Here is a 21,286-nt window from a genome sequence, read left to right as displayed (position 1 = left end):
CTCATGGGGAGGGATTATTCCACGATGAACAGCGGCTTACCAGTCATCTCTTGCGGGATTTCCATACCCATCAGCGACAACATGGTCGGCGCGATGTCAGAAAGTTTGCCGCCTTCAACCGCTTTCACGTTCTTATCGCCAACGTAAATCAGCGGAACAGGCAGGTTGGTGTGCGCTGTGTGCGCCTGACCCGTTGCCGGATCGCGCATCTGTTCAGCGTTACCGTGGTCAGCGGTGATCAGCAGTTGTCCACCTACAGACTCAACCGCTTTCGCAACTTCATCCACGCAGTGATCCAGCGCTTCAACGGCTTTAACCGCTGCTTCCATCACCCCGGTGTGACCTACCATGTCGCCGTTAGGATAGTTACAGATGATAGTGTCGTATTTGCCGCTCTTGATGGCCGCAACCAGTTTTTCGGTCAGCTCTGCGGAGCTCATTTCTGGCTGCAGGTCGTAAGTTGCCACTTTCGGCGAGTTGATCAGAATGCGGTCTTCGCCTTTGAACGACTCTTCTACACCACCGTTAAAGAAGAAAGTGACGTGAGCATATTTTTCGGTTTCGGAAATACGCAGTTGAGTTTTGTCGTTTTTCGCCATCCACTCGCCGAAGGTGTTAACCAGAGAAGCTGGCGGGTAAGCAACCGCAGTTTTGATATCAGCGGCGTATTCGGTCAGCATCACGAAATCGATGTTAACCACTTTCTTACGCGCGAAGCCGTCGAAATCAGCGTTCACGAAAGCACGAGTGATTTCACGCGCGCGGTCAGCACGGAAGTTCATGAAAATCAGCGCATCGCCGTCTTCCATTGCCGCGTCTGGCTGGCCTTCAGCACGGATAACGGTCGCTTTCACGAATTCGTCGTTTTCGTCGCGAGCATAAGCAGCCTGCAAACCGGCAACAGCGGTGTCGGCCTGGAATTCGCCCTGCGCCAGCGTCAGCAGGTCATACGCTTTTTCAACGCGATCCCAACGATTGTCGCGGTCCATTGCGTAGTAACGACCAATGATGGACGCTACGCGGCCTTTGCCCAGCGCGGCAAATTTCTCTTCGAATTTTTTCAGCGAGGATTCAGCACTGCGCGGCGGGGTGTCGCGACCGTCAAGGAATGCGTGCAGGTAGATTTTTTCTGCGCCGCGTTCCGCTGCCAGTTCTACCATCGCCATGATGTGATCTTCGTGGCTGTGTACACCACCTGCGGACAGCAGACCCATAATGTGTACTGCTTTGCCTGCGTTTTTCGCTTTATCTACCGCACCAGTCAGCACCGGATTAGCGAAGAAAGCGCGATCTTTGATTTCAACGTCCAGACGAGTCAGGTCCTGATACACGATGCGGCCGGCACCCAGGTTAACGTGGCCTACTTCGGAGTTACCCATTTGACGGTCAGGCAGACCGACTTCCAGACCGGAAGCGTCGATCAGGGTATGCGGACGATTGGCCCACAGTGCATCCATTACCGGGGTTTTAGCACTAAAAATGGCGTTATCCTGCTGTTCTTCGCGATAGCCATAGCCATCCAGAATCACCAGTACCATAGGTTTTTTAGAAACCGACATTGCGACAACCTCATACTCAAGAGTCAAAATTTGCGTAATTTTACTACAGCTGAATCGATAAAATAGCCTCTGAAGATCAAAATATACGACCGCTCGCGGCAAGCCGATGCCAGATTTACGCTTTTTTTTCGTAGCACCCCGCAAAATTGCATTCCAGTTAACGCGCTGGCTGTATTTGCCGCACCGCGCAGGTATACTCCTTTCCTGGTTTTTTTAATCACTACGTCGGGAGTTGTTACCCCCCATGCAAGAAATTATGCAATTTGTTGGCCGTCATCCCATACTGAGTATCGCCTGGATCGCGTTACTGGTGGCGGTTCTTGTGACTACGTTTAAGAGCCTGACCTCGAAAGTGAAGGTGATTACTCGTGGTGAAGCTACACGTCTGATCAACAAAGAAGACGCTGTGGTTGTGGATTTACGTCAGCGTGATGACTTCCGTAAAGGCCATATCGCAGGTTCTATCAATCTGTTGCCGAGCGAAATCAAAGCCAATAATGTTGGTGAGCTTGAGAAGCACAAAGACAAGCCGGTTATCGTGGTAGACGGTTCTGGCATGCAGTGCCAGGAGCCTGCAAACGCGCTGACGAAAGCAGGTTTTGCGCAAGTATTCGTGCTGAAAGAGGGCGTCGCTGGCTGGGCTGGCGAGAACTTGCCTCTGGTGCGCGGCAAATAATTTACCTGTCGTCTTTCATGATGCAGGCCGTTAGCTGCAATTAGGCCCCCTGAGACTTATTGTTATAAGCTTCTGGGGACACTCCATTTTGCTGCCGCCCTGCAACATGAAATTTCAGGGTAAAAAAACAGGAGCTAATTTATGGCCAATGTTGAAATCTATACCAAAGAAACCTGCCCGTATTGCCATCGTGCGAAAGCACTGCTGAGCAGCAAGGGTGTGAGTTTTCAGGAGTTGCCGATCGATGGCAACGCCGCTAAGCGTGAAGAGATGATCAAACGCAGCGGTCGCACCACGGTTCCCCAGATTTTTATTGACGCACAGCACATTGGCGGCTGTGATGACTTGTATGCATTGGATGCACGTGGTGGACTGGATCCCCTGCTGAAATAACGTGTGAACGTTGGCATTACATTGCGCAGTATTGAAGGACAACACTTAAGGGTTTTCTACACATGTCAGAACAAAACAACACTGAAATGACTTTCCAGATCCAGCGTATTTATACCAAGGATATTTCTTTCGAAGCGCCAAACGCGCCGCACGTTTTCCAGAAAGATTGGCAGCCAGAAGTTAAACTTGATCTTGATACGGCATCTTCTCAACTGGCAGATGACGTTTACGAAGTGGTACTGCGTGTTACCGTAACGGCATCCCTGGGTGAAGAAACTGCGTTCCTGTGCGAAGTGCAGCAGGGCGGTATTTTCTCCATCGCGGGTATCGAAGGCACCCAGATGGCACATTGCCTGGGCGCATACTGCCCGAACATTCTGTTCCCGTATGCTCGTGAGTGCATCACCAGCATGGTATCCCGCGGTACATTCCCGCAACTGAACCTTGCGCCGGTTAACTTCGATGCGCTGTTCATGAACTATTTGCAGCAGCAGGCTGGCGAAGGTACTGAAGAACATCAGGATGCCTGATGAACCAACGTAATGCTTCAATGACTGTGATCGGTGCCGGCTCGTACGGCACCGCTCTTGCCATTACCCTGGCAAGAAATGGCCACGAGGTTGTCCTCTGGGGCCATGACCCTGAACATATCGCGACGCTTGAACGCGACCGCTGTAACGCCGCGTTTCTCCCCGATGTGCCTTTTCCCGATACGCTCCATCTTGAAAGCGATCTCGCTACCGCACTGGCAGCCAGCCGTAATATTCTTGTCGTCGTGCCAAGCCATGTCTTTGGTGAAGTGCTGCGCCAGATTAAACCGCTGATGCGCCCTGATGCGCGGCTGGTGTGGGCGACCAAAGGGCTGGAAGCGGAAACCGGACGTTTGTTACAGGACGTGGCGCGTGAGGCGTTAGGCGATCAAATTCCGCTGGCGGTTATCTCTGGCCCAACGTTTGCGAAAGAACTGGCGGCAGGTTTACCGACGGCTATTTCGTTGGCCTCTACCGACCAAACCTTTGCTGATGATCTTCAGCAGTTGCTGCACTGTGGTAAAAGTTTCCGCGTTTACAGCAACCCGGATTTCATTGGCGTGCAACTTGGCGGCGCGGTGAAAAACGTCATTGCCATTGGCGCGGGGATGTCCGATGGTATCGGTTTTGGTGCGAATGCGCGTACGGCGCTGATCACTCGTGGGCTGGCTGAGATGTCGCGTCTTGGCGCGGCGCTGGGGGCCGATCCTGCCACCTTTATGGGCATGGCGGGGCTGGGTGATCTGGTACTTACCTGTACCGACAACCAGTCGCGTAACCGCCGTTTTGGCATGATGCTCGGTCAGGGCATGGATGTACAAAGCGCGCAGGAGAAGATTGGTCAGGTGGTTGAAGGCTACCGCAATACGAAAGAAGTCCGCGAACTGGCGCATCGCTTCGGCGTTGAAATGCCAATAACCGAGGAAATTTATCAAGTATTATATTGCGGAAAAAACGCGCGCGAGGCAGCATTGACGTTATTAGGTCGTGCACGCAAGGACGAGCGCAGTAGCCACTAAAACCAGGGAACTTTTGTTACCGCTATGACCCGGCCCGCGCAGAACGGGCCGGTCATTATCTCATCGTGTGGAGTAAGCAATGTCGTGTGAAGAACTGGAAATTGTCTGGAACAATATTAAAGCTGAAGCCAGAACGCTGGCGGACTGTGAGCCAATGCTGGCCAGTTTTTACCACGCGACGCTACTCAAGCACGAAAACCTGGGCAGTGCACTGAGCTACATGCTGGCGAACAAGCTGTCATCGCCAATTATGCCTGCCATTGCTATCCGCGAAGTGGTGGAAGAAGCCTACGCCGCCGACCCGGAAATGATTGCTTCTGCGGCCTGTGATATTCAGGCAGTGCGTACCCGCGACCCGGCAGTCGATAAATACTCAACCCCATTGTTATATCTGAAAGGTTTTCATGCCTTGCAGGCCTATCGCATCGGTCACTGGCTGTGGAATCAGGGCCGTCGCGCACTGGCTATTTTTCTGCAAAACCAGGTTTCTGTGACGTTCCAGGTGGATATTCATCCGGCGGCAAAAATTGGTCGCGGTATCATGCTCGACCACGCGACGGGCATTGTGGTGGGTGAAACTGCGGTGATTGAAAACGATGTGTCGATTCTGCAATCCGTTACCCTTGGCGGTACGGGTAAATCTGGTGGAGACCGTCACCCGAAAATTCGTGAAGGCGTGATGATTGGCGCAGGCGCGAAAATTCTCGGCAATATTGAAGTTGGGCGCGGTGCGAAGATTGGCGCAGGTTCCGTGGTGCTGCAACCGGTACCGCCACATACCACCGCCGCTGGCGTTCCGGCACGCATTGTCGGTAAACCAGACAGCGATAAGCCATCAATGGATATGGATCAGCATTTCAACGGCATTAACCATACGTTTGAATATGGGGATGGGATCTGACGTCCTGTGATTGTGCCAGATGCGATGTAATCATCTATCCGGCATACAGTAACTAATCTCTCAACACCGCTCCCGGATACCCCAGCTGCCGCCAGGCTTCATACACCACGACCGACACCGCATTGGACAGGTTCATGCTGCGGCTGTCCGGCACCATTGGAATGCGAATTTTTTGTTCAGCGGGCAGGGCATCGAGAATGCTCGCGGGCAGGCCGCGTGTTTCCGGGCCAAACATCAGATAGTCGCCATCCTGATAACTTACGGCGCTGTGTGCGGGTGTGCCTTTCGTGGTGAGGGCAAACAGACGCTGGGGATTTTCTGCTTCCAGGAACGCAGCATAGTTATGATGACGCGTAACGGCGGTAAATTCGTGGTAGTCCAGTCCTGCGCGGCGCAGGCGCTTGTCGTCCCAGGCAAATCCCATCGGTTCGATGATATGCAGGCGAAAGCCGGTGTTGGCGCAAAGACGGATGATGTTGCCAGTATTTGGCGGAATTTCTGGTTCGTAAAGTACGATGTTTAGCATACTGCCCCCTTAGTGCGGGGGCAGGATAGCAGATATTCATCTAACTCTTAAGCCGCATTCCCTTTCGCCATCGGAGCCAGCGCCGCAGGCAACTCTTTACCCAGCCCCTGCACCAGCGAATCTTGCGTAATTTCACTGATCGATTTTGCGCCAGTCAGTGTCATTGCCACTTTCATCTCTTTTTCGATCAGATTCAGCAGATTTGCCACGCCCGCCTGGCCCGCCGTTGCCAGCGCATACAGGAAAGCACGACCCAGCAGTACAGTATCGGCACCGAGTGCAATCATACGCACGACATCAAGCCCGTTACGAATGCCGCTATCTGCCAGAATGGCGATATCACCTTTCACCGCATCTGCAATAGCAGGCAACGCACGGGCAGAAGAGAGTACACCGTCCAGCTGGCGGCCACCGTGGTTAGAAACCACAATGCCATCTGCGCCAAAACGTACCGCATCACGCGCATCTTCTGGGTCGAGGATCCCTTTGATCACCATCGGGCCATCCCAGAAATCGCGGATCCACTCAAGGTCTTTCCATGAGATAGAAGGATCGAAGTTATTCCCCAGCCAGCCGATGTAATCTTCCAGTCCGGTCGGTTTGCCGAGATAAGTCGAGATATTACCGAGATCATGCGGACGACCATTCAGGCCCACATCCCACGCCCATTGCGGATGCGTTACCGCCTGCAAGTAGCGGCGCATTGCCGCGTTCGGGCCGCTCATTCCAGAGTGCGCATCACGGTAACGCGCACCAGGCGTTGGCATATCCACAGTGAAGACCAGAGTTGAACAGCCTGCCGCTTTTGCACGCTCCAGCGCGTTACGCATAAAGCCGCGATCGCGCAGCACATATAACTGGAACCACATCGGACGCTTGATGGCGGGGGCGACTTCTTCAATTGGGCAAACAGAAACGGTCGAGAGAGTAAACGGAATGCCATGTGCATCCGCCGCTTTTGCGGCCTGAACTTCGCCGCGTCGCGCATACATGCCACACAAACCTACCGGACCTAGCGCCACCGGCATCGACAATTTCTCATTAAACAGCGTCGTTTCCAGGCTTAAGTCGGACATGTTTTTCAGAATTCGCTGGCGCAGCGCCACCTCTGACAAATCTTCCACGTTGCGGCGCAGGGTGTATTCAGAATATGCCCCCCCATCCATATAGTGGAACAGGAATGGCGGCAGAATGCGTTGTGCTGCGGCGCGATAATCGCTGGCTGCGGAAATAATCATGCGTTTTTCTCCCTCGAATTCTCATTATGGTCACCAGGCAGGCGGGTAATGCGTGCATGGCGAGCTTGATCTTCATCGAATCGTTTCATGGTGGTGTGAACAAAGCTAAGGTGCGCCATCATTGCTTTACGCGCCCCGTCAGCATCACCGGCAAAAATGGCGTCAATGACAGCCTGATGTTGTTCGGTCAGTTGTGAAAAAACCGGGGGCACCAGATACATCCGCTGACGGCTATGCTTCACTGAGGATTGCAAGACATCGAAGAAACCACGCATGGTTTGCAGCAACACAATGTTATGTGAGGCTTCGGCAATCGCCAGATGAAAACGAACGTCCGCTTGTGAGGCGAGATCCGGGTCTTCGCTGAGTGTTGCTTCAAAGCAAAGCTGAATTTTCTCTTTTTCGCCAGGCGTGGCGCGCATTGCTGCATGCCACGCGGTGCTGGCTTCTATGGCGTAGCGGGCTTCCAGAATATCGAAACTGTAATCCGGATCATCGGCCATCAGCGTTTTCAACGGCTGGACGATGTTTTGCTCCGACCATGTGTCATGACGCCAGCGAATAAACGTCCCGCCGCCGCGTCGACTGAGCAGCACACCTTCGCTCACCAGTTTCGCCAGCGCCTCGCGCAGTGAATTTCGCGACACACCGAGTTGCATTGCCAGTTGACGTTCAGCGGGCAATTTCATGCCCGCCTCCAGGTTTTTTTCATCGATCAGCGCCCGCACACGATCGGCAACCTCGTCTGACAGGCGTCTGGGTAAAACAATCATTAAGGAATCATCCACGTTAAGACATAGGCCTGAAGCGTGGTGATCACGCCCACCATACAGGTGAAGATCAGGCTGTGTTTGACAGTAAAGCGGAACAAATCAGACTCTTTGCCCACCAGTCCTACCGCCGCACAGGCGATAGCGATAGATTGCGGAGAGATCATTTTGCCGGTGACACCACCGGTGGTGTTGGCAGCAACCAGCAACAGGTCAGAAACGCCAATTTGTTGTGCGGCGGTAGCCTGCAAAGCGGCAAACAAAGCATTAGATGACGTATCCGACCCGGTCAGGAATACCCCAAGCCAGCCGAGGAACGGCGAGAAGAAGGTGAATGCATGACCGGTATGCGCCAGTGCCAGCGCCAGTGTTGATGACAGTCCGGAATAGTTCGAAATAAAGGCGAATGCCAGCACCATACCGATGGAGTAGATAGGCAGAGCCAGTTCTTTCAGCGTGCTGCCGAAGGTGCTGATAGCGTCAGATGGTTTCATCTTCAGCCAGACAATTGAGAGCAGGGCAGCAAAAAGAATGGCGGTACCGGTAGCAGAGAACCAGTCGAACTTAAACACGGCGGCGTAAGCTGTCGCTTCGCTGACCACTGGCGGCATACGGGCAACCAGTTTATCGAGGTACGGCACCGGAATATTGATCACCCACTCATACAGCGCGCCACCCGATGCGAACAGGGCTTTAAACGGCGGGATACTCCACAGTGTTACGGTAGCGGTCAGGAACAGGAACGGTGTCCAGGCACGTAATACCTGACCCGCGGTGTAACCGGTGTGGGCCAGCGTCATATCAACCTGTGACGCCCCCAAATCACCAAAACGGAATACGCGCACCGGCTGCCAGCGTTTGAGGAACAGCGTCAGGCAGAGCAGTGATACCAGCGAAGAGATAATGTCTGGCAGTTCCGGCCCAATGAAGTTAGAGCTGAGGTATTGAGCGATGGCAAACGAGCCGCCCGCAACCACGACCGCAGGCCAGGTTTCTTTGATACCGCGCCAGCCGTCCATAATCGCCATAATCCAGAACAGCACGATAATGGTCATAAACGGTAGCTGACGCCCCACCATCTGGCCAATCTCAAAGCTGTCGATGCCTGTTACCTGCCCGGCGACCAGAATCGGAATACCCATCGCACCGAATGCTACTGGCGCGGTGTTAACAATCAGGCACAGCCCGGCGGCGTACAGCGGTTTAAAGCCCAGGCCGACCAGCAATGCGGCGGTAATTGCTACCGGTGCGCCAAATCCTGCGGCCCCTTCGAGGAACGCGCCGAAACAGAAACCGACGATCAGCATTTGCAGGCGCTGGTCAGGGGTTATCGAAAGAATAGACGAGCGGATGATGTCAAACTGCCCGGTTTTCACCGAGATCTTATAGACGAACACCGCTGCAATAATGATCCACGCGATGGGCCACAAACCGTAGAAGAAGCCATAAACCACCGAGGCCAGCGCGTTAGCGACCGGCATTTTATAGAACAGCAAAGCCACGGCAAGGGCGATTGCCACCGTCCACGAGGCGGCGACGTATCCTTTCAGTTTGAGCTTAATCAGCGCAAAGAAGAAAAACAGAATGGGAAGCGATGCTATCAGGCTGGAAAGCCAGATATTCCCGGCGGGATCATAGTTTTGTTGCCAGAGATTCATTGCAGGTCTCCTGCAGTCCACACACGCCGCGTGATGAGTCTGTTGCTCATCTCCGTGTCACACGTTGTGTAAAAGTGGCACTGCCAATTGTGTTGTGTAGGGATAATGACAATGAATAGTTAACTAAATGTTATGCATTGGCAACATTGATGTGAGTTTTAATTGGGGAACTGTGAACCAGAGGTCAGATAAGCGAAGAATTGGTAGGGCCAATTTGGAGTGAGGGAGATGTCTGTAAAGAAAAGGGCAATTCCCATCAGGGAATTGCCCTCAGATTGTTGATCTGGTGCGCCTTATTTTGCCGGATGCGGCGTGAACGCCTTATCCGTCCTACAGGAATGTGCTGAATCATCCCGTAGGTCTGATAAGCGCAGCGCATCACGCAATTTGGCGTTTACCCATTCTTTAATGGATCATTACCACTGAATACCGGCACCGAGTGCGGCGGAGTATTCACCCTGGCTATTGGTACTACCTTGTAATTTGTAGACCCAACGACCATTGGCGCTCACCATCGACACACCTAAAGCAACAGCCGATTCGCCGTTGTAAGTACCACCACCAATAGAGGCCATGCTGGCTCCCGGCGTGTAAGCCTGCGGCAGACCGGTCATTGCCATTGCGGAAGCGATACCACCGCTCAACTTGCTTTCGGTTTTGGACAGTTTGTTATCCATCTCAACCATGCGCTGATCGGTGTATTGCTTCGTTTCCTGCACACTTTGCTTCAACTGTGCATAGTTCACTGCGTCGTTGTTGTTCACGCCCGCAGAAACGTTGCTGATGCGAGTCGTACCGCCATTGCCGCCACCGAGAGTGATGTTGCTGTAGTCGATAGAGCCATCAGCTTTGGTGTCGTAGCGAACGCCACCTGCTTCGGAAGACTTCAGTTGCGAAACGTTAACCGCATCGGTGGCATTAACACCGGCAGCAACGTTGGTGATACGGCGCTGGTTGGTAGAAGAACCCACAGAGATTGTGTTTTCTTCGTTGGCCACGGAGCCTGTACCCAGAGCGACGCTGTTGTCAGCGGCAGCAATGGATCCAGAACCAATCGCCACACTGTCTTTACCCTGGGCGTTAGCATCTACGCCATCGGTGTTGGTCTTGAAGTACTTGGTGCTACCTGTGGTTACGATATCGCCAATACCGTTCTCGATATTGGTCACGCGAGTATCCAGATTCGTCACCTGATTGTTCAGGTTAGTAATGCTCTGGGTATTCTGGGAAACCTGCGCATCCGTTACTTTCAATTGACCCACGTTGACCGCATCGGTATCAGCCGAACCAGCCGCGACGTTGGTGATCTGACGTTGACCGTCTTCGCTACCTACGGAGAATTCACCCACAGAGTTCTGCGGTGCATCCATGTTGTAGGCGGTGTAGCCAGTTTGTGCGCCACGGGTAGTTTGAGAACCATTACCCATTGCAATGCTGTTTGCATGGTTTGCACGCGCGTTGCTACCGATAGCAATACCGTTAATCGCATCTGCCAGAACTAAAGTGTTCAGGCCGATACCAATACCTGCATTACCATTAACGATGGTTTTTGCGCCCATTGCCAGCGAGTCTTCACCGATTGCCAGTGAGTCTTCAGCCGTTGAATTGGCGTGATAGTATTTGGTTGGCGTGGTGGCTACTGCACCAATGGCATTCTGCAACTGGCGAACCGTAACGGCGTCATGGGCTTCAGAACCATCGGCAACATTGATGATTTGACGATATTTACCATCGTCACCGATCGACAATGCGCCAAGCAGTTCACCGTCAGTTGTGTCATAACCAATCACAACACCTTCTTCCGATACGCTGGTGTCACGAGAACCTTTAACTATTAAACGGCTGGAAACGGAACTGCTACCCAGAGCGATACCTGTATCAACGTTGCTGTAACTGTCCTGACCGATGGCTACACTGCTGGCACGAGAGGCAACAGCGTTATAACCCACAGCGGTAGCACCAATACCTGAAGCGCTGGCATCGTTGAATGCTAAGCCGTTGTCGTTGGTACGCACATAGTTAATACCCGCGCCATTTTCTTCGATGTAGGTTTCACTGGTGTTACCGGCAAGCTGATTGATGACTTCGCTGTTCTGCTGGATCAGCATATTGGTGTTAAACAGCTGAGAACCGTTCACTGCATCGGTGCTACCTTCACCAATGTTACCATCAGCAACGTTTGTGATAATGCTGGCCTTGCCGTCATGACTGGCGTTGTAAGCCCCTTCGCCGTTATTGGCGGTCGCATCCCACAGCAGCGCGTTCTCATCAAGCGCATCCAGAGCGTCACCGACATTGTTGTACTCGGCATTCGCAATGGTGTAAGTCGGCGCAGTGATAGTACCGTCAGCGTTAACTTCTGCATCACCGCCCAGAGCATCTGCGATATATTTATTAGTGGTATAGAGTTGTGAGCCGTTAATCGCGTCGCTGCTGGTGGCAGAGATTGCACCATTTGCGACGTTAGTAATCTTACTGGCAGTGTTATCTACCCCACGACCGGCGCTGAATGCACCAGCACCGTCATTGGCTGTTGCATCCCAGAGCAGGGCGTCATCCAGTGTGGTATCGATCGCTTCCAGTGCGTCACCAACGTTGCTGTAACTGCCGCCAGCGATGGCATAAGTCGGTGTGGTGATACTGCCGTCCGCATTCACCACAGCGTTCCCGCCCAGAGCATCGGCAATGTAGTCACTAACGCCATAAAGTTGAGAACCATTAATAGCGTCGCTACTGGTGGATGAGACTGCACCGTTTGCAACATCAGTGATTACACTGGGATCATTATTAATGCCGTGTTTGGCGCTGAATTTGCCTGCGGTTGTATCCCAGAGCAGAGCATCACCGAGAGAATCACTAAATGAAGTGTTAATCGCAGCCAGAGCATCCCCGACGCTAGTGTAGTCAGTGCCGCCAATACTATAGGTTGGCCCGGTTAATATACCTGTATCGCTAATATCAGCCCCACCACCCAGATAGGACGTGAATGAATCAGCCAAACCGTAAAGTTGTGAGCCATTAATGGCGTCAGTGCTGTCAGAGGAGACTATGCCAGCTTGTACGTTGCTGATTTTGTTGGCGGCGTTAGTGCCGTGTGCAGCGGTGAATGCGCCTGCGGCGTCGTCCCATTTCAGGGCGTCTTCACCGAGGTTAGTCACCGTATCAGTCAGGTTAGTGATATTGGTGGTGTTGGTCGCCACATCGTCCTTGGTCGCTTTCAGCTGAGAACCATTAACGGCGTCGGTGCTGGTGTCAGAGAGCTCGCCAGCGGTGACGTTAGTGATTTTGTTGGTGGCGTTGGTGCCGCGTGCAGCGGTGAATGCGCCTGCGGCATCGTCCCATTTCAGGGCGTCTTCACCGAGGTTAGCCACCGTATCAGTCAGGTTAGTGATATTAGTGGTGTTGCCAGCCACTTCGCTCGTCAGGTTAGTGATGTTGGTGGTGTTTGCCGCTACATCGTCCTTGGTCGCTTTCAGCTGAGAACCGTTGACGGCGTCGGTGCTGGTGTCAGAGAGGTCGCCAGCGGTGACATTGGTGATTTTGCTAGTGGCGTTGTTGCCATGGGCAGCGCTGTATTTGCCATTGGTTTGGTCCCATTGCAGAGTGTTTTCATCAAGTACAGTGAGCGCATCGCCAACGTTATTTTTGTTACCATTTTTTAAGTTGTAGGCGGGGGCTTTAACTGTACCGTCGTCAACGTTTACCGATGCGCCTCCACCCAGTCGTTTTGCTACCGAGTCGCTGATGGCATAAAGCTGCGAGCCATTAATGGCGTCATTGCTGTCAGCTTTGATGGTGCCATTTTTCACATTCACGATCTTGCGTTTTAATGAGTCATTACCGACAGAAACGCTATCGTCCAGATCCGCAATCGAACCTGCCCCCAACGCGACGGCGTTAATACCGTTGGCGCTGGTATTACTACCAAGCGCAAGACTATTATCGCCCGTGACAACACTGGTTTTACCTAAAGCAATAGAGTTTAAGCCACTCGATTGGCTACCATTACCCAGAACGATAGCATCTGTACCATTAGCTTTGTTGCCCTGACCTATGGCAATTGCGCTATCTGCCAAAGCCTGGCTGCCATTGCCCAATACGATAGTATTGGTTTTATCGGCAAGGCTCCCGGAGCCCAGCGCCATGCTATTAGTCCCTTTTGCCTTCGCATTATTGCCAATGGCGGTAGCATTTTCAGCGGCTTCGGTGTTAGTGCCCATCGCGATGGAGTCCGTTCCTGATGCATTTGCCAATCGTCCTAATGCAAGAGCATTAGCAGCACTTGCTACCGTATCTTTGCCCAACGCCATGGCACCTTCACCTTTAGCTTGAGCAGAATTCCCCAGTGCAAGTGTATAATCGCTGGTCGCTTTAGCTGCACTGCCGATGGCGATAGCTCGGCTGCCCGTTGATACCGTTGATTGCCCTAAGCCAACCGATCTTTCTCCTGATGAGTTACTTGAGAAGCCAATTGCCGTACTGCCCACCCCGGCGGTCGAACCTATTCCTACCGCAACACTTCCTGTATTCTCTGTTCCTGAACCCTTTGGCTCTGATGATGCGACAGCACCTTTACCAATGGCAATCCAGTCATTACTGAGTGGCGTTGCCTCTGCGCTTTTACCACCGTCAAGTGAAACCGAAGCATTGGCCCCAACGGGTGAGAGTAGCCCACCCGCAACCAGCGCGGAAATTAACAGCTTACTACGCCCGCTCTTTTTTCCACGACTCTTCGCCGTTTCGCTGGCAACGCTATAGCTGCCCGTCGCTGGATTCCAGATAACTTTAAAAATTTTGTTCATTATTGATGTTCTCTATTCCTTGATATAAGCGCAGAAGCTGCATTTATTTTTTGTTTTTCCGCTGCTGAGTTTCAGCAGGTTGAACAGTGTCGAACTGGAGATTGGCCATATTGATGGACAATTTCAGATACTTCAGGTTATTAGGTGAAACGCCTTTTAATGTCAGGTTAATGTCTTGCCATTGACCAGGCATTAATTGCAGGGTGGAGTTCATGGTGGTGTTGAAAAGTAATTGTTGCCACTTCGACAGCGCTTTGGTATCGGTGGGTCTTTCACTGCCCCATGTGGCTTGAAAGCCAATATTTGATACGGGAACGCTTAATAGGTTGACCAGCGAAATACGAATAACGCTACCATTTTCAACTGCATCAATAGACAGCACCCGGCCTGCCAAACCAACCGAGCCATTGTTTAAAATGAAGTATTTTGTTTGTGCAGGGTTAAATTCGGTGAAGACAAATTCGTCCTGTTTGTCTTTGACCGCCTTTACTACACCCGCCAGCACTTTAGTGGTGTTTGCAATATTAATTTGTTGATTTTCAATAAATTCTATCTTTCTTTTATATTGTTCTTGTTGTTTTTCAAGAATCTCTATTTTACTTTTTTGCAATTCTTGCTGTTTGGCAAGATCGTCGATCAGATTCGCTTTCTCAATATAGTCACACCCAGTCAATACCCAGAGTGGCAATGTTATCAACATGCTTAATAGTGCTTTTTTGATGCTCATAGGGTGAATTCCTTTTCATGATCCCGATACGTTAACTGTTACGGCGTAATCATCCTTTTTATGAATGATTCGAGTGGAAATATACGTTATATAAATTTATAAGAGACTTTTTCTATTAATTGTTGTATTAATTGGTAGTGCGAATATGACATTAAATGTCAGACAATTTCAGATTGTAGCCAATAATATTAATCGCGCGGATTTTAATGATCGATGTCAATCAATGTCAAATGTTTCACCGGATGAAAACACCGACCAGGAGAAATATTAATATTCAGCATGGTGATGTTTTCTTGGGAAGTGTGTGATTCTGAGCGATAAATATAAATAATTAATGGCTGTTACAGGCATTAATGTGCATTAATTCATTGTTATCGCTTATATATCACTTTTTTATTCCATACCACAATTTCAGAATTTAGCCTGTAATATGCGCTTCAAAGAGCCGGTGAGATGGAAGCAATAGTGATAAGAATGTTAAAGATATCCGATATCTGGTATCAGGCTCCTGCATGTGCCAGCAGGAGCGAGTAAATCGTGAGAGGCTGTGATTACAGCGGTGAGACAGGTACTTAAAATGCGGTCTTAGAGAATCCGGTCATCTCTTGCAGGCCCATTTCGCGGCCCAGCGCGGTCATCGGATGCACAACTACCAGTCCGCGAACACTTTTCTTCAGCTTGCCCATATCAGCCTGCTCTTTTTTAGTAATCGCGCGCTGGAAGGGCATTTTCATCAGTTTTTGCGCTTCTTTACTGAGTTTCTGGCTGTGAACTTCACGCAGGCGAGCAATTTCGGCTTCCAGCGTGGCTTTTTCTTTTTCCAGTTCGGCATATTTATCTGCGGCTTCAACCAGTGACAGGTCAGCCTGCTGATGGCGGATAGCGTCCAGGCGATCGCTGAGACGTTTGATTTCGTTTTTTTCGACTTCTTTCATGTGATGACTTCTGATAGAGATAAATTTATAGCCTCTAGTATGCGCGACCAGGTGCTTTGTTCACAACAGATGGCATTGTAATAGTTCCAGATTGTAACCATTAATGTGTTTGAAAATTACCCAATCTATTGATTAATTAGGAAATTTAAAGAAAAAAGATAGACAACAGAAGAGGATCATTATTGAGGATTGAGCACGTTTTCCTTAATGTCATTTATACCGGGATCTAAACTAAAATTGGCGGCCGCGCATTCCCGACGCGGGGTAATACGGAGATATCATCATGGGCAAATTAGGTGAAAACGTTCCGCTTCTTATCGATAAAGCTGTAGATTTCATGGCATCGAGCCAGGCGTTCCGGGAGTATCTGAAAAAACTTCCTCCCCGCAATGCGATTCCGTCCGGAATACCTGATGAAAGCGTGCCGTTATATCTACAACGTCTGGAGTATTATCGTCGGCTTTATCGGCCGAAACAGGTAGAGGAGAAGTAAGCGAAAGTACTTACTTTTGAAAGGCTTTTTTTAAGCTGATTTTGGAAATCAGCTCTGTCAGTGAAAGGACCATTGTTGATCGCACAGCCTGTTGGTAACGCTGAATTTGCATTGCATACAAACTGGAGTCTGCGGGTTCAAACTGTGGCGGCGGTGGTAACGCCGCCACACAGTGCAGCTCACCAAAGGGGCCAAGAATTTCGTCGTCGGTAAAGGCGTACTCATTGCCGTCGTGATTTAGTTCTTCACGCAATGCCATCAGCAGTTCCGCATCTTCGTATTCATGGCGGTTAATGACACCCAACCCGTAAATGAGTTTTAAACGCACAGAAAGATCGCCCAGCGGGCCATCGCCGTCGAGTAACGGTTCTACAGCATACTTCACCGCGTAATCGTCTTTGCGGAATACCTGAAGCACCAGAAGATTTACCGCCTCGGTCAAAAGCTCGACGGCGGTAATCAGAAAGCTTCGCACGGTTTTGCCAGCATTCAGACGCTCAAGCACACGGTTTTCAAAGGCCTGGGTTTGTTCCATTGTTGCCTGCATATCTGACAATCTGTTATTCGGGCGCAGGGAGTCCTGCGCCTGGTCCACCATTATTGCATTGCTTTATAAGCGGTTACCGCCTCGGATACAACCTCGCTGTTAGCATCAAGGCCGGAAATCTGCGCCAGTGCGGCTTGCGGGCCTTTGTCGGCAATCAGTGCTGCCAGTTCCTGAGCCTGCGGATCATCTTCACTGCGGAAGTGCATTGCAGCGGCAATACCTTCAATCAGGTTTTTATGTGGCAGACCATATTCCAGCGTTCCGAGCAGTGGCTTGATCAGACGGTCGCCAGCACTCAGTTTACGCAGCGGCTGACGGCCTACGCGCTCTACATCGTCTTTCAGATACGGGTTCTCAAAACGACCAAGGATTTTCTGGATGTACGCCGCATGTTTGTCCGCGTCAAAACCGTAACGCTTGATCAGTACAGCGCCACTTTCTTCCATCGCCCCTTTTACTACCGCGCGGATTTTCTCGTCGAGAATTGCGTCACGAATGGTCTGATGACCTGCCAGTTTTCCGAGGTACGCGGTTATAGCATGACCTGTATTCAGGGTGAAGAGTTTACGCTCAACAAATGCCATCAGGTTGTCGGTTAACTCCATGCCTGGGATGTTCGGCAGTGCACCTTTGAATTGGGTTTTATCGACAATCCATTCGCTGAAGGTTTCGACTGTCACTTCCAGCGGATCGTTCGTTGCCGAAGCGGAAGGCGGTACGATGCGGTCAACGGCAGAGTCCACAAAGCCAACATGTTCTTCGACCCACGCTTTGGCGTCTTCCGGCAGGGCGTTCATCACATGGCCTTTCAGCTGCGTGGTGCCGCGTACCATGTTTTCACAGGCGATAATGTTCAGCGGGGATTCATTACCTTGTTCTTTACGTTTCACCAGCCCTTTGGCGATTGCCGGAGCAATACGTTCCAGCACAACCGGGCCCACGGCGGTAGTGACTAAATCAACCTGAGCAATCAGATCAACGACATCATCACCAATGCTGCTGACAGCATTGACGCCAGAAACGGTATCTACCTGCTCGGTTTCACCGACTACATGAACCTGATAGCTATGACGGGCATTCAGGGCATCAAGTACCACCTGATTGACATCGGCAAACGTCAGTTGGATACCTGCGTCTGCCAGCAGTTTACCGATAAAGCCACGACCGATATTACCTGCGCCAAAATGTAATGCTTTCATAGTATTAACCTTCATCAATGTTTTTACCCGAGAGGGCTGGGGTGAGGCTTTTCCCTCACCCAAACCCTCTCCGTGAGGAGAGGGGCCGCGCCGGATGCGGCGTAAACGCCTTATCCGGCCTACAAGAACGTGCAAATTCAACAAATTGTGCTTTGTTTTTGTAGGCCTGATAAGCGTAGCGCATCAGGCAATTAGCCCATCTTCTCCATGTGGAGAGGGGCCGCGCCGGATGCGGCGTAAATGCCTTATCCGGCCTACAAGAACGTGCAAATTCAACAAATTGTGCTTTGTTTTTGTAGGCCTGATAAGCGTAGCGCATCAGGCAATTAGCCCATCTTCTCCATGTGGAGAGGGGCCGCGCCGGATGCGGCGTAAACGCCTTATCCGGCCTACAAGAACGTGCAAATTCAACAAACTGCGCTTTGTTTTGTAGGCCTGATAAGCGTAGCGCATCAGGCAATAAGCCCCACCTTCTCCATGTGGAGAGGTGGGATTGGATTACTTACGACCTGCCAGCAGTTCCAGCACTTCATCCACGCTGGTGGTGTGCGCCAGACGCTCGATGACGGACTCATCATCCAGTGCGTTGGTCAGGCTGGTGATAACCTGAATGTGCTCGTTGTTACGGGCAGCAATACCAATCACCAGACGGGCAATGTCATCTTCTTCTTCACCGAAGCGCACGCCTTCCGGGTACTGGCAGAACACCACGCCCGTTTTCAGTACGCGATCTTTCGCTTCAACCGTACCGTGCGGTACCGCGATGGACTCACCCAGATAAGTCGGGGTCAGTTTTTCACGATCCAGCATCGCCTGAACGTATTCCGGCTCAACGTAACCGCCTTTCACCAGCTGCTCGCCAGCAAAACGAATCGCTTCTTCTTTGGTGGCCGCTTTGCGACCGAGGAAGATGTTCTCCGCGCCTAGCTTGAACAGGTTAGCACTGGAATCGTCAAAGCTGTCTTTCAGACTGTCTTTCACTTTTACTTCGTTTTCAGTATGGCGCTGGGCAGCAACCAGACGTTCGGTCAGGCTGGTGTACAGGCCGCTGTCGAGGAAGTTGGTCAGCGAAATATGCTGTGCCTGCGGAACCTGGCGCATAGCGCGTTCGGTCAGGTCACGGTGAGTGATGACCAGGTCCACATCTGGCGGCAGGTTGTTGATCGCGCTGTTAGTAACAGAAATCTGCGACAGACCTGCATCCTGAATTTTCTTACGCAGCACACCTGCGCCCATCGCACTGGAACCCATACCGGCATCACAGGCAACGATGATTTTACGGACGTGGCTCAGGTCGTTAGTCACATCGCCAGCAGACAGCGGAGATGCGCCTTTAGATTCAGCTTTCATGTCCTGCATACGACGCGTTGCTGCTTCAATGTCATCTTCTTCTTTCACTTTGCTGGTTTTCAGCAGAATGGCAGAGACAACGAAGGAGACTGCCATCGCCGCACACACACCCGCTATGTTAGCGAAGTAAGCACCTTTTGGTGTCATCGCCAGTACCGCAAGGATAGAGCCCGGAGATGCCGGAGAAACCAGACCACCGCCCAGGATAGTCAGCGTGAATACGCCAGTCATACCACCGAGGATAACGGCCAGGATCAGACGCGGATTCATCAGCACATACGGGAAGTAGATTTCGTGGATACCCCCCAGGAAGTGAATGATTGCCGCACCGCCCGCAGACTGTTTAGCGCTACCACGACCAAAGAACATGTACGCCAGCAGAACACCCATACCCGGACCTGGGTTAGCTTCAATCAGGAAGAAGATGGATTTACCCAGTTCATGGGACTGCTGAATACCCAGCGGCGAGAAGATACCGTGGTTAATGGCGTTGTTGAGGAACAGGATTTTCGCCGGTTCAACAAAGATAGACGCCAGCGGCAGCATGTCATGGACAACCATGAAGTTAACGCCCGCAGCCAGCATTTTGGACAGGGCTTCAACAATCGGGCCAATGCCGAGGAACGCCAGAATAGCGAGGATCATCCCGATGATGCCTGCGGAGAAGTTATTCACCAGCATCTCAAAACCGGATTTGATCTTACCGTCTACCCAGCGGTCGAAGTGCTTAATGCACCAGCCGCCCAGCGGACCTGCAATCATAGAACCGAGGAACATCGGCATATCTGCGCCGACGATAACGCCCATTGTAGTGATGGCACCGACTACGCCGCCACGTTCGCCGCCTACCAGCTTACCACCGGTATAACCGATCAGCAGTGGCAGGAGATAAGTGATCATCGGCCCGACCAGCTTCGCCAGCGTTTCGTTCGGTAACCACCCTGTTGGAATAAATAGCGCGGTGATGATACCCCACGCGATAAACGCGCCGATATTTGGCATCACCATGTTGCTGAGGAAACGACCAAAGCTTTGCACTTTGATCTTAATATCGGATGACATAAAAACACCCCTTCTTATGTTTGCTGTCGCGCAGGCTGGAAGCCCGAGGTTTTTTGTTAATGTGGCGGCAGAGGTAGCCGGACCTTGTTGATAGTGCGAAATCTGGCACTGAATCGGTTAACTGTCCAGTCGACGGCTTTTTGTGTGATATCGGTCACATAAATATAGGGGGTAGAGAGGTAATTGACGTGATGTGCATCACAAAATACTTGTGTAAAAAAGCAACAAGACGGCGATTTTCGCTAAAAATGGCATTTAAATGTGAGTAATGTCACATTTTTGTTTTGTTGGTTTGTTGAATCTTTGTGATCTGAATCACAAGATATTTTCTTACGGCGTTCACCTGATGTGATCTGCAGCATGTTATGCCTTCGTCATAAAATCGTTATGTAACTAAGCAACTCATCACCTCTAAAAATTATTCTTTGGTGTTATGGCGAGAATCGCGAACCCGAATTATTGTCAAAATATCAGCCTGACTCCCTTCTGGCTGCCAGCCAAAAAACAACACCGATAAACGTGAATCCGAGGCAGATATGTTTCTAAACTATTTCGCGTTGGGAGTGCTGATCTTCGTCTTTCTGGTGATTTTTTATGTAATCATCGCGATACATGACATCCCTTATCTGATTGCCAAAAAGCGCAATCACCCCCATGCCGACGCTATTCATACGGCGGGCTGGGTGAGCCTGTTTACTCTGCATGTTATCTGGCCGTTCCTGTGGATCTGGGCGACGCTCTATCAACCGGAGCGTGGCTGGGGTATGCAGTCACATGTTGCGTCGCAGGAGAAAGCGACTGACCCGGAAATCGCCGCACTTTCTGACCGAATTTCCCGGCTGGAGCATCAACTCGCCGCCGAGAAAAAGACTGACTATTCCACGTTCCCGGAGATCTAAAT

18 protein-coding genes are annotated in these 21,286 nt (G+C 51.3%); 7 read left to right on the top strand and 11 right to left on the bottom strand.

The window, feature by feature from the left end; all coding sequences use genetic code 11:
- Positions 1-14: 14 nt before the first annotated feature.
- On the bottom strand, positions 15-1,559 hold the full coding sequence (gene gpmM, locus QUE34_RS21790) for a 2,3-bisphosphoglycerate-independent phosphoglycerate mutase (RefSeq protein ID WP_001353573.1): 1,545 nt from the start codon (positions 1,557-1,559) through the stop codon (positions 15-17).
- Between the two features lie 244 nt (positions 1,560-1,803).
- On the opposite strand from gpmM, the gene QUE34_RS21785 reads away from it, so the two are divergent.
- The 5 genes from QUE34_RS21785 to cysE all read left to right on the top strand — a co-directional run bounded on the left by QUE34_RS21785 (position 1,804) and on the right by cysE (position 5,078).
- On the top strand, positions 1,804-2,235 hold the full coding sequence (locus tag QUE34_RS21785; RefSeq protein WP_001156181.1) for a rhodanese-like domain-containing protein: 432 nt from the start codon (positions 1,804-1,806) through the stop codon (positions 2,233-2,235).
- Positions 2,236-2,376: 141 nt separating this feature from the next.
- The gene (grxC, locus tag QUE34_RS21780) at positions 2,377-2,628 is read left to right on the top strand and encodes a glutaredoxin 3 (RefSeq protein ID WP_000024392.1); all 252 of its coding nucleotides are present in this window, start codon (positions 2,377-2,379) and stop codon (positions 2,626-2,628) included.
- Between the two features lie 62 nt (positions 2,629-2,690).
- Positions 2,691-3,158 carry a protein-export chaperone SecB gene (gene secB, locus QUE34_RS21775; RefSeq protein WP_000003377.1) on the top strand — a complete coding sequence of 156 codons (468 nt, stop codon included), beginning with the start codon at positions 2,691-2,693 and terminating at the stop codon, positions 3,156-3,158.
- Positions 3,158-4,177, top strand: coding sequence for an NAD(P)H-dependent glycerol-3-phosphate dehydrogenase (gene gpsA / locus QUE34_RS21770; protein ID WP_001076194.1), 1,020 nt, complete (start codon positions 3,158-3,160; stop codon positions 4,175-4,177). Before secB ends, gpsA begins: the two co-directional genes overlap by 1 nt.
- A 79-nt stretch (positions 4,178-4,256) precedes the next feature.
- Positions 4,257-5,078: a serine O-acetyltransferase gene (gene cysE / locus QUE34_RS21765; RefSeq protein WP_001277561.1), complete on the top strand. Its 822-nt coding sequence runs from the start codon at positions 4,257-4,259 to the stop codon at positions 5,076-5,078.
- Between the two features lie 52 nt (positions 5,079-5,130).
- On the opposite strand, the gene trmL is transcribed toward cysE, so the two are convergent.
- The 7 genes from trmL to QUE34_RS21730 form a co-directional block, all read right to left on the bottom strand.
- On the bottom strand, positions 5,131-5,604 hold the full coding sequence (gene trmL, locus QUE34_RS21760; protein WP_000932361.1) for a tRNA (uridine(34)/cytosine(34)/5-carboxymethylaminomethyluridine(34)-2'-O)-methyltransferase TrmL: 474 nt from the start codon (positions 5,602-5,604) through the stop codon (positions 5,131-5,133).
- A gap of 47 nt (positions 5,605-5,651) precedes the next feature.
- On the bottom strand, positions 5,652-6,842 hold the full coding sequence (gene lldD / locus QUE34_RS21755) for a quinone-dependent L-lactate dehydrogenase (protein WP_032304041.1): 1,191 nt from the start codon (positions 6,840-6,842) through the stop codon (positions 5,652-5,654).
- Entirely contained in the window at positions 6,839-7,615 is a 777-nt protein-coding gene (gene lldR / locus QUE34_RS21750; protein WP_001353574.1) for a transcriptional regulator LldR, read from the bottom strand. The genes lldD and lldR overlap by 4 nt, the downstream gene beginning before the upstream one ends.
- Complete coding sequence (gene lldP / locus QUE34_RS21745; RefSeq protein ID WP_001297977.1) at positions 7,615-9,270, bottom strand: L-lactate permease; 1,656 nt, start codon at positions 9,268-9,270, stop codon at positions 7,615-7,617. Before lldP ends, lldR begins: the two co-directional genes overlap by 1 nt.
- 416 nt (positions 9,271-9,686) lie before the next feature.
- A complete protein-coding gene (locus QUE34_RS21740; protein WP_286338879.1) occupies positions 9,687-14,072 on the bottom strand; it encodes a YadA-like family protein in 4,386 nt (1,461 codons plus the stop codon).
- Between the two features lie 43 nt (positions 14,073-14,115).
- On the bottom strand, positions 14,116-14,799 hold the full coding sequence (locus QUE34_RS21735; RefSeq protein WP_103253767.1) for a SadB/YajI family lipoprotein: 684 nt from the start codon (positions 14,797-14,799) through the stop codon (positions 14,116-14,118).
- A gap of 572 nt (positions 14,800-15,371) precedes the next feature.
- Positions 15,372-15,734: a YibL family ribosome-associated protein gene (locus QUE34_RS21730; RefSeq protein ID WP_000665680.1), complete on the bottom strand. Its 363-nt coding sequence runs from the start codon at positions 15,732-15,734 to the stop codon at positions 15,372-15,374.
- 283 nt (positions 15,735-16,017) lie between these two features.
- Between QUE34_RS21730 and yibT the strand changes: the two genes are divergently transcribed.
- Complete coding sequence (yibT, locus tag QUE34_RS21725) at positions 16,018-16,227, top strand: protein YibT (protein ID WP_000517099.1); 210 nt, start codon at positions 16,018-16,020, stop codon at positions 16,225-16,227.
- Positions 16,228-16,237: 10 nt separating this feature from the next.
- On the opposite strand, the gene mtlR is transcribed toward yibT, so the two are convergent.
- The 3 genes from mtlR to mtlA all read right to left on the bottom strand — a co-directional run bounded on the left by mtlR (position 16,238) and on the right by mtlA (position 20,385).
- The gene (mtlR, locus tag QUE34_RS21720) at positions 16,238-16,825 is read right to left on the bottom strand and encodes a mannitol operon repressor MtlR (RefSeq protein WP_000228261.1); all 588 of its coding nucleotides are present in this window, start codon (positions 16,823-16,825) and stop codon (positions 16,238-16,240) included.
- Entirely contained in the window at positions 16,825-17,973 is a 1,149-nt protein-coding gene (gene mtlD, locus QUE34_RS21715; RefSeq protein ID WP_000645420.1) for a mannitol-1-phosphate 5-dehydrogenase, read from the bottom strand. The genes mtlR and mtlD overlap by 1 nt, the downstream gene beginning before the upstream one ends.
- A 498-nt stretch (positions 17,974-18,471) precedes the next feature.
- Positions 18,472-20,385: a PTS mannitol transporter subunit IICBA gene (gene mtlA / locus QUE34_RS21710; protein WP_000093252.1), complete on the bottom strand. Its 1,914-nt coding sequence runs from the start codon at positions 20,383-20,385 to the stop codon at positions 18,472-18,474.
- A gap of 536 nt (positions 20,386-20,921) precedes the next feature.
- Between mtlA and QUE34_RS21705 the strand changes: the two genes are divergently transcribed.
- Positions 20,922-21,284, top strand: coding sequence for a DUF3302 domain-containing protein (locus QUE34_RS21705; RefSeq protein ID WP_103253768.1), 363 nt, complete (start codon positions 20,922-20,924; stop codon positions 21,282-21,284).
- The last annotated feature ends 2 nt before the right edge of the window (positions 21,285-21,286 follow it).

It is taken from the genome of Escherichia sp. KS167_9B (genome assembly GCF_030295215.1).
GTDB lineage: Bacteria > Pseudomonadota > Gammaproteobacteria > Enterobacterales > Enterobacteriaceae > Escherichia > Escherichia coli_F.
The sequence above is the reverse complement of the archived record's forward strand: the minus strand, read 5'-3'. Positions and strand labels throughout refer to the sequence as shown.

Excerpts from the sequence above, each read along its gene's own strand:
- gpsA (WP_001076194.1), top strand. The coding sequence starts at position 3,158 with ATGAACCAACGTAATGCTTCAATGACTGTGATCGGTGCCGGCTCGTAC.
- trmL (WP_000932361.1), bottom strand. The coding sequence starts at position 5,604 with ATGCTAAACATCGTACTTTACGAACCAGAAATTCCGCCAAATACTGGC.
- gpmM (WP_001353573.1), bottom strand. The coding sequence starts at position 1,559 with ATGTCGGTTTCTAAAAAACCTATGGTACTGGTGATTCTGGATGGCTAT.
- QUE34_RS21740 (WP_286338879.1), bottom strand. The coding sequence starts at position 14,072 with ATGAACAAAATTTTTAAAGTTATCTGGAATCCAGCGACGGGCAGCTAT.
- QUE34_RS21735 (WP_103253767.1), bottom strand. The coding sequence starts at position 14,799 with ATGAGCATCAAAAAAGCACTATTAAGCATGTTGATAACATTGCCACTC.
- mtlR (WP_000228261.1), bottom strand. The coding sequence starts at position 16,825 with ATGGTGGACCAGGCGCAGGACTCCCTGCGCCCGAATAACAGATTGTCA.
- QUE34_RS21785 (WP_001156181.1), top strand. The coding sequence starts at position 1,804 with ATGCAAGAAATTATGCAATTTGTTGGCCGTCATCCCATACTGAGTATC.
- mtlD (WP_000645420.1), bottom strand. The coding sequence starts at position 17,973 with ATGAAAGCATTACATTTTGGCGCAGGTAATATCGGTCGTGGCTTTATC.
- yibT (WP_000517099.1), top strand. The coding sequence starts at position 16,018 with ATGGGCAAATTAGGTGAAAACGTTCCGCTTCTTATCGATAAAGCTGTA.
- lldP (WP_001297977.1), bottom strand. The coding sequence starts at position 9,270 with ATGAATCTCTGGCAACAAAACTATGATCCCGCCGGGAATATCTGGCTT.
- lldR (WP_001353574.1), bottom strand. The coding sequence starts at position 7,615 with ATGATTGTTTTACCCAGACGCCTGTCAGACGAGGTTGCCGATCGTGTG.
- cysE (WP_001277561.1), top strand. The coding sequence starts at position 4,257 with ATGTCGTGTGAAGAACTGGAAATTGTCTGGAACAATATTAAAGCTGAA.
- grxC (WP_000024392.1), top strand. The coding sequence starts at position 2,377 with ATGGCCAATGTTGAAATCTATACCAAAGAAACCTGCCCGTATTGCCAT.
- QUE34_RS21705 (WP_103253768.1), top strand. The coding sequence starts at position 20,922 with ATGTTTCTAAACTATTTCGCGTTGGGAGTGCTGATCTTCGTCTTTCTG.
- QUE34_RS21730 (WP_000665680.1), bottom strand. The coding sequence starts at position 15,734 with ATGAAAGAAGTCGAAAAAAACGAAATCAAACGTCTCAGCGATCGCCTG.
- secB (WP_000003377.1), top strand. The coding sequence starts at position 2,691 with ATGTCAGAACAAAACAACACTGAAATGACTTTCCAGATCCAGCGTATT.
- mtlA (WP_000093252.1), bottom strand. The coding sequence starts at position 20,385 with ATGTCATCCGATATTAAGATCAAAGTGCAAAGCTTTGGTCGTTTCCTC.
- lldD (WP_032304041.1), bottom strand. The coding sequence starts at position 6,842 with ATGATTATTTCCGCAGCCAGCGATTATCGCGCCGCAGCACAACGCATT.